Source organism: Acidovorax sp. LjRoot194 (assembly GCF_964253015.1).
Lineage (GTDB): Bacteria > Pseudomonadota > Gammaproteobacteria > Burkholderiales > Burkholderiaceae_C > Acidovorax.
On the sequence record NZ_CAXUQB020000001.1, the window covers coordinates 1,707,688 to 1,721,992 of the forward strand.

General features: G+C 68.6%; 10 protein-coding genes. 6 read left to right on the forward strand and 4 right to left on the reverse strand.

Annotation, left to right across the window (positions count from 1 at the left end; genetic code table 11):
* The first annotated feature begins 5 nt into the window (after positions 1 to 5).
* Entirely contained in the window at positions 6 to 986 is a 981-nt protein-coding gene (locus tag ACSQ3N_RS07840) for an amino acid ABC transporter substrate-binding protein (RefSeq protein WP_436146002.1), read from the forward strand.
* On the opposite strand, the gene ACSQ3N_RS07845 is transcribed toward ACSQ3N_RS07840, so the two are convergent.
* Positions 955 to 3,378: a PAS-domain containing protein gene (locus ACSQ3N_RS07845; protein ID WP_436146003.1), complete on the reverse strand. Its 2,424-nt coding sequence runs from the start codon at positions 3,376 to 3,378 to the stop codon at positions 955 to 957. The genes ACSQ3N_RS07840 and ACSQ3N_RS07845 overlap by 32 nt on opposite strands.
* A 271-nt stretch (positions 3,379 to 3,649) precedes the next feature.
* Between ACSQ3N_RS07845 and ACSQ3N_RS07850 the strand changes: the two genes are divergently transcribed.
* On the forward strand, positions 3,650 to 4,546 hold the full coding sequence (locus tag ACSQ3N_RS07850; protein WP_436146004.1) for a dienelactone hydrolase family protein: 897 nt from the start codon (positions 3,650 to 3,652) through the stop codon (positions 4,544 to 4,546).
* A gap of 124 nt (positions 4,547 to 4,670) precedes the next feature.
* The gene (locus ACSQ3N_RS07855) at positions 4,671 to 5,513 is read left to right on the forward strand and encodes a ZIP family metal transporter (RefSeq protein WP_056161980.1); all 843 of its coding nucleotides are present in this window, start codon (positions 4,671 to 4,673) and stop codon (positions 5,511 to 5,513) included.
* Positions 5,514 to 5,759: 246 nt separating this feature from the next.
* On the opposite strand, the gene ACSQ3N_RS07860 is transcribed toward ACSQ3N_RS07855, so the two are convergent.
* Both ACSQ3N_RS07860 and ACSQ3N_RS07865 read right to left on the reverse strand, forming a co-directional pair.
* Positions 5,760 to 6,521 (reverse strand): LytR/AlgR family response regulator transcription factor, encoded by a 762-nt coding sequence (locus tag ACSQ3N_RS07860; RefSeq protein WP_436146005.1) that lies wholly within the window; start codon positions 6,519 to 6,521, stop codon positions 5,760 to 5,762.
* Complete coding sequence (locus ACSQ3N_RS07865; RefSeq protein WP_436146006.1) at positions 6,518 to 7,795, reverse strand: sensor histidine kinase; 1,278 nt, start codon at positions 7,793 to 7,795, stop codon at positions 6,518 to 6,520. The genes ACSQ3N_RS07860 and ACSQ3N_RS07865 overlap by 4 nt, the downstream gene beginning before the upstream one ends.
* Before the next feature lie 51 nt (positions 7,796 to 7,846).
* On the opposite strand from ACSQ3N_RS07865, the gene argH reads away from it, so the two are divergent.
* The 3 genes from argH to ACSQ3N_RS07880 all read left to right on the forward strand — a co-directional run bounded on the left by argH (position 7,847) and on the right by ACSQ3N_RS07880 (position 11,915).
* Complete coding sequence (argH, locus tag ACSQ3N_RS07870) at positions 7,847 to 9,337, forward strand: argininosuccinate lyase (RefSeq protein WP_436146007.1); 1,491 nt, start codon at positions 7,847 to 7,849, stop codon at positions 9,335 to 9,337.
* A gap of 46 nt (positions 9,338 to 9,383) precedes the next feature.
* The gene (locus tag ACSQ3N_RS07875) at positions 9,384 to 10,376 is read left to right on the forward strand and encodes a Bug family tripartite tricarboxylate transporter substrate binding protein (protein ID WP_436146008.1); all 993 of its coding nucleotides are present in this window, start codon (positions 9,384 to 9,386) and stop codon (positions 10,374 to 10,376) included.
* Between the two features lie 81 nt (positions 10,377 to 10,457).
* On the forward strand, positions 10,458 to 11,915 hold the full coding sequence (locus ACSQ3N_RS07880) for a diguanylate cyclase domain-containing protein (protein WP_436146009.1): 1,458 nt from the start codon (positions 10,458 to 10,460) through the stop codon (positions 11,913 to 11,915).
* A gap of 216 nt (positions 11,916 to 12,131) precedes the next feature.
* Here the strand turns inward: ACSQ3N_RS07880 and ACSQ3N_RS07885 are convergent, their stop codons facing one another.
* Positions 12,132 to 14,258, reverse strand: a complete 2,127-nt coding sequence (locus ACSQ3N_RS07885; RefSeq protein WP_436146010.1) for a catalase — start codon at positions 14,256 to 14,258, stop codon at positions 12,132 to 12,134.
* Positions 14,259 to 14,305: the final 47 nt, after the last annotated feature.

The following is a 14,305-nucleotide window of genomic DNA, read 5'->3' on the forward strand; positions in this document are numbered from 1 at the left end:
ACACCATGCGCCACTTGCTCATGCGGCACTTCCCTCCAGGCCTGCGGCAGCCGCTGTGGCCTGCAGCGCTCTGCGCCGCGCTGGCCATGGCCTGGGCCAGCTGTGCTGCCCAGGCCCAGCCTGCCGCGGGCGTGGTGGCAGGGGGTGCCACGGCACCACAGGCCCCCGGCCGCACGCTCGATCGCATCCGCGCTACCGGCACGGTGGTCATCGGGCACCGCGAGTCGTCCGTGCCCATGTCGTACGTGGCCCTTGGCACGCCCATGGGCTACAGCGTGGACGTGTGCTTGCAGATCGCGCAGGCGCTGGGCCGCCACCTCAAGCTGCCCGCGCCGCGGGTGGCCTACCGCCTGGTCACGTCGGGCAACCGGTTCGACGCCATCGAGAAGGGCGAGGTCGACCTGGAGTGCGGCTCCACCACCAACACCGCAGCGCGCCGCGAGCGCGTGGCCTTCACCATTGCGCACTTCATCGCCTCTTCGCGCATCGTGGTGCAAAGCGGCAAGCCGTATTCGCGCGTCGAAGACCTGGACGGCAAGACGATCGCTTCCACGGTGGGCACGACCAACATCGACTCGCTGGCGCGCGAGGCCGCGGCCAAGTCCGTGCGCGTGAAGATCGAGCCTGCCAAGGACCATGCCGAGGGCTTTGGCTGGGTGGTCGATGGCAAGGTCGAAGGCTTCGCGATGGACGATGTGCTGCTCTTTGGCCTGCGCGCCAACCACAGCCGGCCCGAAGACCTGAAAGTCATCGGCAAGCCCATGACCATCGAGCCCTACGCCATCGCGTTCGAGCGCGGCAACCCCGAGCTCAAGGCCGTGGTGGATGCCGAATTGCGCCGGTTGATCCTGACGCGCGAGCTGCATCGCCTGTACGACAAGTGGTTCACCTCGCCCATCCCGCCCCAGGGGCTGAACCTGCACATGCGGATGCCGCACCTGCTGGTGGACTCGCTCAAGTACCCGTCTGACTTTGTGCCGCAGTGAGTGCGGCGGGCAGGGCCAAGAACACCTCGAACCGGTTGCGCCCGCCACGCTTGGCGCGGTACAGCGCCGCGTCTGCCGCCTGCACCAGGGTGGCGGAGCCCGCGTCGGGGTGCGGCACCACACTGGCGACGCCGATGCTCAGCGTGAGCATGGCGGCGTTGGGCGAGCGCGGGTGGGGCAGGGCGGCGGCACGCAGGCTGTCCATGCAGCGCTGGGCCACGGTGGCGGCATCGGGCAGCAGGGTGTCGGGCAGCAGCAGCACGAACTCTTCTCCGCCGTAGCGGGCGGCCACCTCGTCGGCGCGGCGGATGGTGGCCTGCAGCAGTTGGGCCACGCGGCGCAGGCACTCGTCGCCTGCGATGTGGCCATAGTGGTCGTTGTAGAGCTTGAAGTGGTCGATGTCGATCATCACCACCGCCAGCGGCGCCTGGTGGCGGCCGCAGCGTTGCCATTCGGTGGCCAGCCGCTCGTCGAAGCGGCGCCGGTTGCCGATGCCGGTGACGCCGTCGGTGGTGGACAGCAGGGCCAGCTTTTCGTTGGCGGCCGCCAGCTCCTGCTCCTTGCGCACCAGTTGGGTCACATCGGTGCGCACGCCAGCGATGCCGCCCTGCGGTGTGCGCCGTTCGTCGGCCTGCAGCCAGCGCCCCTCCGGCAGGCGCTGCAGAGCGGCCTGGCTGGCGGCGCGGTGGTCGGCGACACGTTGCACGATCCAGGCCTCCTCGTTGCCCACGGCGTCCAGGTATTGCCCGCGCTCTGCGCCGTAGCGCGCAATCTGCTCGAAGGTGCTGCCCGCCACGATCATCGGCGCGGAGATGGGGTAGAGCTTGCGGTACTGGGCGTTGCACACCACGAGCTTGTCGTCCGCATCGAAGAGCGCAAAGCCCTCGGGCAGTGATTCGACCGCGTCCTGCAGAAGTTCGCGCGCGGCGTGCGCTTCTTCCTGCGCGGCCTCTAGCGCCTGGCGCTGCCCGATCAGGTCGGTGATATCCAGGCGCACGGCCACCACGTAGTTTTCTGGCGTGCGGGTCTCGTAGATGTTGATCCAGCGCCCGTCAGCCAGGCGCTGTACCAGCGTGGAGGTGCGGCTGCCGTGTTCGGATAGGCGCTCGGCGATCCAGGCCTCCTCGCGGCCGTGGGCCGACGGGATCAACCCCCGGTCCACCGAATGCCGCAGGATGTCGGCAAAGCTGCTGCCCAGGTGCTCCGCATAGTTCATGTGCGGGTACATGCGCGACAGCTGCTGGTTGTAGAGCACCAGCCGGTCCTGCTCGTCGAAGATCTCGATGCTGACCGGCAACGCTTCGACCGCGCGTTCCAGCAGTTGGCGGATGTGCAGGCTTTCCTGGCGGGCGGCCTCGGCCACCTGGCGCTGCTCGATGAGGTCGGTGATGTCCAGGCGCACGCACACCGTCATGCCCGATGGCGTGCGGCTTTCGTGCATGTGCATCCACGCACCACCGGGGTAGTGGCGCACCTCGGGGCCGGGGCGGTGGCCGCGGATGGCCAGCTCGTGCGCCAGCCACAGCTCCTCCTGCCCCGCGGCCTCTGCGGGGATGCCGTGGCGCAGGCCCTCGCGCAGCAGCTCTTCGTAGGTGCGGCCCATCAGTTCCTGCACGGGCACCTGTGGTCGCAGGCGGGCCATGTGCTCGTTGCACAGCACCAGCCGGTCGTTCTCGTCGTAAATTTCCAGGCCCGCGGGCATCGCATCCACCGCTTCGCGCAGGCTGCGCTCGGCGCGTTCGGCGTGCTGCAGGGCCTGCTTGAGTGCGCGCTCCTTGTGCACCACGTCGGTGATGTCGCTGCGCAGCACCACCACGCCGCCACCGTCCAGCGTGCGCTCCGTCATCTGCATCCAGCGGTCGCCGCGCACCTCTTGCACCTCGGGCCCGCCCGGTGCGCGGTGGCGCGCCAAGCGGCCGGCCAGCCAGGCTTCGACGTCCGGCAGCGCATCCATGATCTGGCCCGAGCTGGCGGCGCGGCGCAACGCGTCTTCAAAACGGGTGCCGTACGCCAGCGGCATGTCGGTGCCCGGCGCCACTTCGCGGTAGCGTGCGTTGCACAGCACCAGGCGGTCGTCCGCGTCGTAGATGGCCAGGCCGTCGGGCAGGATGTCGAGCGTGGCCAGCAGCTGCGCACTGGCGCGCTGCGCCGCCTGCTGCGCGCCACTGGCATCGGCTTGCAGCCGCTGGATGCGCCGCGCCAGTCGCCAGTGCATGCCGACGAGCACCGGCAGCAGCACGCCGGCAGCGACGAATGCAGCACGAACGGGCGCGGTCAGCGTGTGGCTGGCCAGTGCCCAGGCCAGCAGACCCAGCCCCATGGCGACGCACACACCGCACACCGCGGCCACCAGGGGTGCCACAGGTTCTTCGCGCGGTGGGGCAGCGGTCATGGTCGGTGGGTCCCAGGTTGGCGGACGCAGGGCGGGGCACGGGGGGCGATGGGCCGTTGCGCGGGTGCTGACGTGCACCTGCATGGTGCGGCATGGCGGGCGGACCGGTCAAACCCTGGACAGGTTCGCAGAAAGTTCGGGGCGTGTCATCCATTAATTCCCCCAGAGTTCCAACCTGCGCTGCAGCCGTTGCATAAAGCCCCTAGACTGCGGGGCCGTTCCTGAGAACAGGTTCTGTTGTCTGTCTTTGTTTCAATTCCTGGAGAAACCGATGCTCACTGAAGACCTCCATTCCGACGCCAACGCACTGTTGCCCGGCCGCACCACCGAGTCCGGCGCCACCCGCCGCACCGCGCTGCAGGCTGCGCTGGGCCTGGGCTACGCCGCCGCTGCCGCGCCCATCATGGCGCAGACGGCCATCGCCACGCCCAGCGACGGCCTCACGGCCGGGGAGGTGAGCTTCACGGTCAATGGCTTCAAGGTACCGGCGTACCGCGCCGCCCCAGCGGGCAAGACGGGCCTGCCGGTGATCCTGGTGATCCAGGAGATCTTCGGCGTGCACGAATACATCGCCGACACCTGCCGCCGCTTTGCCAAGGCGGGCTACCTGGCCATCGCGCCGCAGCTGTATGCGCGCCAGGGTGACCCATCGAAATACACTGACGTCGCTAAGCTGATGGCCGAAGTCGTCTCCAAGGTGCCCGATGCCCAGGTGATGGCCGACCTGGACGGCGCCGTGGCGTGGGCCACGGCCAACGGCGGCGACGGCGCGCGCGTAGGCATCACCGGCTTCTGCTGGGGTGGCCGCATCACCTGGCTGTACGCAGCCCACGGCCCGGTGAAGGCCGGCGTGGCCTGGTACGGCCGCCTTGTGGGCCAGGCGAGCGACCTCACGCCCAAGCACCCGGTGGACATCGCCCCCATCCTCAAGGCCCCGGTGCTCGGCCTCTATGGCGAAAAAGACACCGGCATCCCTCTTGACACGGTTGATAAGATGAAAGCTGCCCTGGCCAGTGGTTCACCGCAGGCCAAGGCCTCGGAGTTCGTGGTGTACCCTGACGCGCCCCACGCCTTCCATGCCGACTACCGCCCCAGCTACCGCAAGGAAGCGGCCGAAGACGGCTGGAAGCGGGCGCTGGCCTGGTTCAGCAAAAACGGCGTGGTGTGACAGCCACGGCCCATCTGCCGCAGCCGAAGCCGCCCCGAGGGGCGGCTTTTTTTACCCCTGCGGCAGGGCACGGACATTTGAAAGAAAATACGCGCTGGCGCTGATCCATAAAGCACAAGAAGCTATGACTTTGATAGCAATCATCCTGGCCACATTGGCCGCAGGCATTGGCAGCGTATGGCTGGCCGCGTTGTTGATGCGGCTGGGCCTGGGCGGGCGGTCGGACAGCGTAGGGCCCCAGCACCTGCTGAGCCTGGCGGCCGGCGCGCTGCTGGCCACGGCCTTCATGCACCTGCTGCCCGAAGCCTTCGAGAGCCAGGCCGGCGCGCACGACCTGTTTGCCACGTTGTTGGTGGGCGTGGTGTTCTTCTTTCTGCTCGACAAGGCCGAGCTGTGGCACCACGGGCACGAGCACAGCCACGGCGCACAGGCCGCCGTGCCCGCGCACCCGCACGGCGGCGCTGAGCACAGCCACGACCACGACCATGCGCACCACGACCACCACCATGGCCCGCGCGCTGGCGGCTGGGCGGTGCTGACGGGCGACAGCGTTCATTGTTTTGGCGACGGCATCCTCATTGCATCCGCCTTTTTGGCCGATATCCGCCTGGGCGTGATCGCCGCCGTGTCGGTGCTGGCGCACGAGGTGCCCCACCACATGGGCGACCTGGTGGTGTTGCGCCAGACCAGCCCCAACCGGCGAATGGCGCTGGTGAAGGTGTCCCTGGCGGGCGCGGTGACGGCGCTGGGCGGCGTGGTCGGCTACTTTCTGGTGGGGCAGCTGCAGGACCTGCTGCCGTACTTCCTGGCCGTAGCCTCCAGCAGCTTTGTCTACGTGGCACTGGCCGACTTGATCCCGCAACTGCAAAAGCGCCTGACTGCGCGTGAAACCGTGGCGCAGATCGCCTGGCTGATCGCAGGCATGGTCATCGTCACGCTGGTGAGCGGCGCGGCGCACGGGCATTGAGCCTGGGCCCCTGCACGGGGCCCACAGAGGCAATGTGCATTGGCTGAATTGCTATCTTATTAATAGCTGTTGGCGCAATACAGGCAAGCGGTAGGGGCTAAATTTAATCCAATTTCGGTGCACCCAGCACGGACGGCTGCGGTCGCCGCTGGGGCGCTACCTTGCCAGCGACACCGTTGATCTGGCGGCGCCAGTCCACCGTGTGGCGCCCCCCGGCGGGAAGGCGCTCAGCGCCTCAAAGGGGCCTCACCTCGCCAGCTCTTCCCGCACCGCCGCCACCTGCCGGCGCGACACCGCCAGCAGTTCTGTCGACCCTTGCAGCCGCACGGCCCAGCCTTCTCCTTCTTCGGGGTCGTAGTGCTTTTCCAGCGCGCGCACGGCGCGGCGGGCGACCAGGGCGTTGCGGTGGATGCGCATGAAGCGGGGCGCGAACTTGCTCTCCAGCTCGCTCAGGGCGCCGTCCATGATGTAGCTGCGTGTGGCGGTGCGCACGGTGACGTACTTCTGCTCGGCTTTGAAGTACAGCACCTCGGCCAGCGGCAGACGCTCAGTGCGGCCGCGGTCCTGGATCAGCAGGGTTTCGCCGTCGCTCGCTCCTCCGGGCGCGGCGGCGGTGCCCGGCGGCCGGGCGCTGCGCTGCACCTTGGCCAGGGCCTGCTGGAGGCGTTCGCGGCGCACCGGCTTGGTCAGGTAGTCGGTGGCGTCCAGTTCGAAAGCGCTGACCGCATGGTCCATGTGGGCCGTCACGAACACCACGGCGGGCGGGTGGGGCAGGCCCTGCAGGGCGTGGGCCAGCGACAGGCCGTCCTGCCCAGGCATGTGGATGTCCAACAGCACCACGTCGAAAGCGCGCCCGCCCGTGGGGCCCAGCTGGGCCATGGCCTCGCCGGCATTGGCGGCCTCGGCTACCGTCATGCGCGGGGTGGGCATGCCTTCTGCGCAGTCGGACAGCAGGGTGCGCAGCCGGCTGCGGGCCAGGGTTTCGTCGTCAACGATGAGGATGTTCATGGGCGGTCGTCGGTGGGCAATGAGGCATCGGCAGGGGCGGGCACGGCGCCGCGCCGGGGAGTGGGGGCGCCCCGGCCCGGAGTACGCGGCGCTCCACGGTCACGGTCACGCGTGCGGCCCCTGCCTTCGGTGCGGGGGCTGCGGTGCTTTTCTTCAGGGGCGGGCAGGGTGATGCGGACCTGGTACAGGCCGTCCTGCACGCCCGCTGTGAATTCGCCCTGCACATCGTGCAGCAGCGCCAGCCGGGCGCGCACGTTGGCCAGGGCAATGCCATGGCCTTTGGTGCTGGGCTCGTCGCCCTTGCCGCCCCGCTCGTCCTTGGCCGGCAGGGTGTTGGTGATGCGCACCACCACGCGGCTGCCGCGCAGCTCGGTCAGCACGCGCAGCCGGCCGCCACGCGCGCTGGGCTCCACGCCGTGCTTGACGGCGTTTTCCACCAGCGGCTGCAGCAGCAGCGGCGGCAGGCGCGCCCCGTCGGTGCGCGGGTCCAGGCTCCACTGCACTTGCAGCCGCGTGCCAAAACGCACCTCTTCGATCGCCAGGTAGCGCCGTGCCAGGGTGATCTCCTCGGCCAGCGTGACCGATTCGCCCTGCTCGATGAGCGCGTGGCGGAACAGGTCGGACAGGTCTTCCAGCAGCGACTCCGCCTTGGCGGGTTCTTCGCGCACCAGGGCGATGGCGCTGTTGAGGGTGTTGAACAGGAAGTGGGGACGAATGCGCGACTGCAGCTCGGTCAGGCGCGCCGTGGTGGCCGCGGGTGTGCGGCCGCGTGCGCGCAGCACCAGCGCCGCCACCAGAATGGCCGCCAGCAGTGCTCCGGTGGCGGCGCTCGCCATCCACGGGGGCGCCGTGGTCTGCGACACGAGCGTGAGCATGGCGCAGGCGTACGCCCCGGCCAGCGCGCCCAGCAGCAGGCCCGCGGCGTACTGCAGCGCCGTGGACAGGCGCTGCAGCAGCGTCTTCAAGCTGCAGGCCGTGATCAACCACACCAGCGTGGCCGGCAGCGCGCCGCCGGTCAGCAGCGCCAGCGTGGCCAGCCACTCCGCCGGGGAGCGCGCGCCATACATCGCGCCCACGCCCACCACCAGCTCCACGAATAGCACGGCCCGCAGCACCACGCCTACCTGGCAGGCGTCAAACACCAGCGCGCGCCGCGGTGGCGCCGTGCCGCCACGGGACTGTCCGGGCCCGGGGCGCAGGCCCCGCCCAGCACCGTTCAACGGGGCGGAATCCGGAGGGGGAGGCGGGGTCGATAAAATTTGCGTGTTTTGCATTGCGGCATCCGGGCAGTCCGGGTGTCTGAACCTCCGGATTATTGCCCTCCTATGTCCAAAGCCCAAGCCACCAGCGCCACGCCGTCTGCGCCGTCCCACAACCAGCTCGACACCAAGGCACAGGCCTGGTCGGCGCTGTTCTCCGAGCCCATGAGCGACCTGGTCAAGCGCTACACCTCCAGCGTGTTCTTCGACAAGCGCCTGTGGCAGGCCGACATCGCGGGCAGCCTGGCGCACGCCGAGATGCTGGCAGCGCAGGGCATCATCGGCGCTGAAGACCATGCCTCCATCCAGCGCGGCATGGCGCAGATCACGTCCGAGATCGAGTCCGGCGCGTTCGAATGGAAGCTCGATCTGGAAGACGTGCACCTGAACATCGAAGCGCGCCTGACCCAACTGGTGGGCGACGCTGGCAAGCGCCTGCACACCGGCCGCAGCCGCAACGACCAGGTCGCCACCGACGTGCGCCTGTGGCTGCGCGGCGAGATCGACTTGATCGGCGACCTGCTGAAAGAACTGCAGGTGTCGCTGGTGGACGTGGCCGAGCAGAATGTCGAAGTGATCCTGCCTGGCTTCACCCACCTGCAGGTGGCCCAGCCCGTGAGCTTTGGCCACCACATGCTGGCTTATGTGGAAATGTTTGCGCGCGACGCCGACCGCATGGCCGACGTACGCCGCCGCACCAACGTGCTGCCGCTGGGCAGTGCGGCCCTGGCCGGCACCACCTACCCGCTGGACCGCGAGCGCGTGGCCAAGACGCTGGGCATGCTGGATGCGAATGGCGCCCCCGTGGTCTGCCAGAACAGCCTGGACGCCGTGAGCGACCGCGACTTCGCCATCGAATTCACCGCCGCCGCCAGCCTGTGCATGGTGCACGTGAGCCGCCTGTCCGAAGAACTCATCATCTGGATGAGCCAGAACTTCGGCTTCATCAAGATCGCCGACCGCTTCACCACCGGCTCATCGATCATGCCGCAGAAGAAGAACCCCGACGTGCCCGAACTCGCGCGCGGCAAGACCGGCCGCGTAGTCGGCCACCTCATGGGCCTGATCACCCTGATGAAGGGCCAGCCCCTGGCCTACAACAAGGACAACCAGGAAGACAAGGAGCCGCTGTTCGACACGGTGGATACGCTCAAGGACACACTGCGCATCTTCGCCGAGATGGTGGGCGGCCAGCTGAACCCCGCCACCGGCCAGAAGGAAGGCGGCATCACCGTCAACCCGCAGGCCATGGAGCAGGCGGCACTCAAGGGCTATGCCACCGCCACCGACCTGGCCGACTACCTGGTCAAGAAGGGCCTGCCGTTTCGCGATGCGCACGAGACCGTGGCCCACGCCGTGAAGGCGGCCCAGTCGCATGCGTGCGACCTCTCGGAATTGCCCCTGACGGTGCTGCAGGGCTTTCACCCCCAGATCGAAAAGGACGTGTACGAGGTGCTGAGCCTGCGCGGCTCGCTCAACGCGCGCAACACGCTGGGCGGCACCGCGCCCGCGCAAGTGCGCACGCAAGTCGCACGCCACCGCGCCCGTCTGGCGTGATTTTTGCGCCTGCGTTGCAACCACCTCACCGACCCGGAGTTCCGACATGACGACGACTTCTCGCCGCAGCCTGCTGTCCCGCCTTTTGTGTACCGGTGCCCTGGCGGGCGCCGCGCTGACCATGGGCCTGGCCTTTGCCCAGACCCCCAAGCCCATCCGCCTGCTGGTGGGCTTTCCGCCCGGTGGCGGCACCGATGCCATTGCGCGCACGCTGGCCGAAAAGCTCAAGGACGAGCTGGGCCAGCCCGTGGTGGTGGAAAACCGCCCCGGCGCAGGCGGGCAGATCGCCGCGCAGGCGCTCAAGTCTGCTGCGCCGGACGGCACCACGCTGTTCCTCACGCACGACCACACCATCTCGATCCTGCCGCAGGTGGTGAAGAACCCGGGCTTCGACCCGGCGCGCGACTTCGTGCCTGTGGGCGGCTTTGCCACCTTCGTGAATGCGTTCGCGGTGTCGGGCGGCACGCCCGCCAAGTCGTTCACCGAATACGTGGCCTGGGTCAAGGCCAGCGGCGGCGGCAAGGGCGCGGTGGGCATTCCGGCACCTGCGTCCACGCCCGAATTCCTGGTCAAGCTGCTGGGCCAGAAATACCAGCTGGACCTGGTGTCCGCCCCCTATCGCGGGAGCGCCCCCATGATGGCCGACATGCTGGGCAACCAGATCAGCGCGGGCGTGGCGTCGGTGCAGGACTTCATCGAGAACCACAAGGCCGGCAAGGTGCGCGTGGTAGGCGTGCTGGGCACCAAGCGCCAAGCCGCCATGCCCGATGTGCCCACTTTCGACGAGATGGGCCTCAAGGGCTTTGAGGACCTGCCGTACTACGGCATCTACGCGCCTGCTGGCACGCCGCAGAAGTTCATCACCGACTTCTCCACAGCGCTGGCCAAGGTCGTGGCCATGCCCGACGTGCGCGATCACCTCACCGCCATGGGCCTGACCGTGGGCCACATGACGCCGCAGCAACTGGGCGCGCGCGAGAAGGCCTACACCGAGGCCTGGACGCGCATCATCAAGACCAGCGGCTTCGTCGCACAGTAAGCCGGCGCTGCACGCCCGCCTTCCAGCACCTGCCGGGCCGCGGCCCGGCCCACTTCACTGCGTCCCGTCGCCCCAGCTCCCATGCACCAGCGCCACCTGCCCGCCAACTGGATCCACCACCGCCGGCTGCCGCTGGTTGCCGGGCTCTGCAGCGGCGCGCTGGCCGCGCTGCTCGCCTGGGTGGTGATCGACATCGCGCACACCAAGGCGCGCACCGAGATTGCCGCGCAGGCCCAAAGCCACCTGCTGCAGATCCGCGACCGGCTGGACCGCCAGCTGCAAAGCACGCTGTCGGTGCCCGAGACGGTGGCCGCCTTCGTGTCCGCACAGGGTGGCATGTCGCCCGAGATCTTCTCGACGGTGGTGGGGCGCCTGCTGGAGCACCAGCGCAACATCCGCAACCTGGCGCTGGCGCCGGACAACGTCATCAGCGACATCTACCCGCGCCTGGGCAACGAGCGGGCGCTGGGCCTGCACTACCTGGACAACCCGCAGCAGCGCAACGCGGTGGAGCGGGCCATCCAGACGCGCCGCACGGTCGTGGCTGGCCCCATCCCGCTGGTGCAGGGCGGCCTGGGCATCGTGAGCCGCACGCCGGTGTTCCTGGCCACCCCGCCCGGCAAGACACCGGTGGGTGGGCCGCGCTACTGGGGCATCGTGTCGCTCACCGTCAACGCCGACACGCTGTTTGCCGACGTGGGCCTGCACACAGAGCAGATGGGCTTTCAGGTGGCCGCCCGCGGGCTGGACGCCATGGGGGCGCAGGGCGCGGTGTTCGTGGGCCGGCCGCAGCTTTTTGACGAATCGCCGGCCACGCTCGACATTCCGCTGCCCGGCGGCGGCAGCTGGATCCTGGGTGCAGTACCTGTGGGCGGCTGGAAGGCTGCTGGCCAGGCGCCCGCGTTGATCGTGATGCTGTCGTACGTGTTCGCGGTGGTGGTGGGCCTGCTCAGTGCCCGGCTGGTGCGAGCGCACCAGCAGGTACTGGCCCTGGCCACGCACGACCGGCTCACCGGCTTGCCCAACCGCCGGTTGTTCGAGGACCGCCTGTCGCAGGCGGTGCTGGCTGCGCAACGCGACCACCGCGCCGGTGCCTTGTTGCTGCTGGACCTGGACGGGTTCAAGGCCATCAACGATGAACGGGGACATGCCAGCGGCGACCAGGTGCTGGTGCGCGTGGCCCAACGCCTGTCGAGCCTCACCCGCGCCAGCGACACGGCCGCGCGGCTGGGTGGGGACGAGTTTGCCCTCGTGCTCAACGCCGTCGAATCCCCCGAGGCCGCCATGGCGACGGCCCACGCGGTGCTTGCTGCACTGCTCACGCCGATGGGGCTCGACAACGGCCAGCACGTGTTGATCGGGGCCAGTGTGGGTGTGGCACTCTTCCCGCAAGGCTCTGCGGTGGAGGGCGTTCCCGCGCTGATGGACCGAGCCGACCGTGCGCTCTATGTCAGCAAGCGCAATGGCAAAGGCCTGGCAAGCCTGGCAGATGCGCCGGGGGTGCCAGGTGTTCCTGGTGTGCCGGGTTCGGTGGAGTAGCCAATTTGCCCGTAGCCAGAGTCGCTGCAGACCCCTGTCGCCATGCAGCCTCAAGGCGACGCAGCCATGCTACCCGCCCGGCCGGGCACCGTTGCTGCCAAGACATGACTGCCAACTCAGCCGCCACGCCCTGACCGTTGTCAGGGCCGTGGCAGCCTGCTGCGTCATGTCACCGGTGGCCTTCACGTCGCCGGTGGCCTCTGCACAGGCTCAGGCTCAAGCCAGATTGCGCAGTTTGGGCTCGCGGGCCCACTGGCGTGTCTGGGCTGCGGCGATGAAGCCCTGCACATTGGCAGGGTCCACCACACCGGCATCGGGCTCGATGCCGGCGGCGCTCAGCAAGGCTTGCGAACCCTTGCCGGCAGCAATCGCCTTGAGGTGGCCGAACGCGTCGCGGAACCAGTCCACCGCCGCCGCTTCGCGCGACAGCTGCTCGCCCATCTCCGACGTCAGCACCGACACCACCGCATCGAACACTGTGGACGGCGTGCCCGCCAGTTGCCCGTGGGCCGCCAGCAGCGTGCCGTCGCGCAGCTTGGCGCCGCCCACCCGGGGCGACACGATCTTGACGGTGGCACCGACCTTCTCGAGCGCCTTGCGCAGCGTGGTCACCGTGTCGCCATTGGAGCCATCGGCCACCAGGATGCCGATGCAGCGGCCTTGCAGCGTAGGCTTCATACGGTCGATGATGCGCAACTGCGGGGACAGCGGCAGATCACGCACCGGCTCGGCAGCGGACGGGGCAGCCGGCACCTGCGGCAGGCCCAGGCCCGCGGCCACGCGCTCGGCCAGGGCCGGATCCACATGCACCAGGTGGCCGACGACCGCCTCGCGCACGTGGGGCGTGCCCACCTTGGACAGCTCGAACACCAGGGCCGACGCGATGTGCGACTGCTCCAGAGGGCTCTGGCTGCGAAAGAACATGCGCGCCTGGCTGTAGTGGTCGGCAAAGCTCTCGGGGCGGATGCGGCCCTTGCCCTGGCCCTTGCCATCGTCCACCTGCGCGAAGTGCCTGAAGCCCTGCGCCTGCGATGCGCGCGGCGTGTCGGACTGCAGGCTGCTCGGCTCGTAGTTCACGCGGCCCTTGGGCACCTGCATCTGCATCTGGCCGTCGCGCTGCATGTTGTGGAAGGGGCACTTGGGCGCATTGATCGGGATCTGCGCAAAGTTGGGCCCGCCCAGGCGCGACAGCTGCGTGTCCAGGTACGAGAACAGACGGCCTTGCAGCAGCGGGTCGTTGCTGAAGTCGATGCCCGGCGGCACATTCGCGGGGCAGAAAGCCACCTGCTCGGTCTCGGCAAAGAAGTTGTCGGGCCAGCGGTTGAGCACCATGCGACCGATGACCTGCAGCGGCACCAGTTCTTCGGGTACGAGCTTGGTGGGGTCCAGGTGGTCGAAGGGGAAATTCTCGGCCTCTTCCTCGGTGAAGAGTTGCACGGCCAGTTCCCATTCCGGGAAGTCGCCCGCCTCGATGGACTCGAACAGGTCGCGCCGGTGAAAGTCGTTGTCGGCGGCCTGCAGCTTCAGCGCCTCGTCCCACACCGTGGACTGGATGCCCAGCTTGGGCCGCCAGTGGAACTTCACGAAGGTGCTGTCGCCGTCCGCATTGACCAGCCGGAAGCTGTGCACGCCAAAGCCCTCCATCATGCGCAGGCTGCGGGGCAGGGTGCGGTCGCTCATGGCCCACATCACCATGTGCAGGGTCTCGGGCATTAGCGAGACGAAATCCCAGAACGTGTCGTGCGCGCTTCCCGCCTGCGGAAAGCCGCGGTCGGGCTCCATCTTCACCGCGTGCACCAGGTCGGGGAACTTCATCGCGTCCTGAATGAAGAACACCGGAATGTTGTTGCCTACCAGGTCCCAGTTGCCTTCGGTCGTGTAGAACTTCACCGCAAAGCCGCGCACGTCGCGCGGGGTGTCGACCGAACCCGCGCCGCCGGCCACTGTGGAAAAGCGCGTGAACACGGGCGTCTGCACGCCCACTTCGGTCAGCACGCGGGCCGTGGTGTAGTCGCGCAGCGAATGGGTCAACTCGAAAAACCCGTGGGCGCCAGAGCCGCGGGCGTGCACGATGCGCTCGGGGATGCGCTCGTGGTCGAAGTGCGTGATCTTCTCGCGCAGGATGAAGTCTTCGAGCAGCGCAGGGCCGCGGGGCGAGGGGCGCAAAGAGTTCTGGTTGTCCGCTACCGGGATGCCCTGCTGGGTGGTCAGCACAGGGTGCTTGCCACCGGCTTGTTGCTGCAGCTCACCTGCGTTGCCGCGGTAGGTGTCGGACTGTGTGGAAGACGGGTAATTGGACGGCGATCTCTTGGTCGCGTTGCGCGACGTGGGGGCTCGTGCCATGGGTGCGCTCCTGGTGGATGTTGAAAGACGGGACAAACGGCAATCAT

Coding starts and splice junctions, on each gene's coding strand:
- ACSQ3N_RS07855 (WP_056161980.1), top strand. CDS start 4,671: ATGACTTTGATAGCAATCATCCTGGCCACATTGGCCGCAGGCATTGGC.
- ACSQ3N_RS07875 (WP_436146008.1), top strand. CDS start 9,384: ATGACGACGACTTCTCGCCGCAGCCTGCTGTCCCGCCTTTTGTGTACC.
- ACSQ3N_RS07865 (WP_436146006.1), bottom strand. CDS start 7,795: ATGCAAAACACGCAAATTTTATCGACCCCGCCTCCCCCTCCGGATTCC.
- ACSQ3N_RS07880 (WP_436146009.1), top strand. CDS start 10,458: ATGCACCAGCGCCACCTGCCCGCCAACTGGATCCACCACCGCCGGCTG.
- ACSQ3N_RS07840 (WP_436146002.1), top strand. CDS start 6: ATGCGCCACTTGCTCATGCGGCACTTCCCTCCAGGCCTGCGGCAGCCG.
- argH (WP_436146007.1), top strand. CDS start 7,847: ATGTCCAAAGCCCAAGCCACCAGCGCCACGCCGTCTGCGCCGTCCCAC.
- ACSQ3N_RS07845 (WP_436146003.1), bottom strand. CDS start 3,378: ATGACCGCTGCCCCACCGCGCGAAGAACCTGTGGCACCCCTGGTGGCC.
- ACSQ3N_RS07860 (WP_436146005.1), bottom strand. CDS start 6,521: ATGAACATCCTCATCGTTGACGACGAAACCCTGGCCCGCAGCCGGCTG.
- ACSQ3N_RS07885 (WP_436146010.1), bottom strand. CDS start 14,258: ATGGCACGAGCCCCCACGTCGCGCAACGCGACCAAGAGATCGCCGTCC.
- ACSQ3N_RS07850 (WP_436146004.1), top strand. CDS start 3,650: ATGCTCACTGAAGACCTCCATTCCGACGCCAACGCACTGTTGCCCGGC.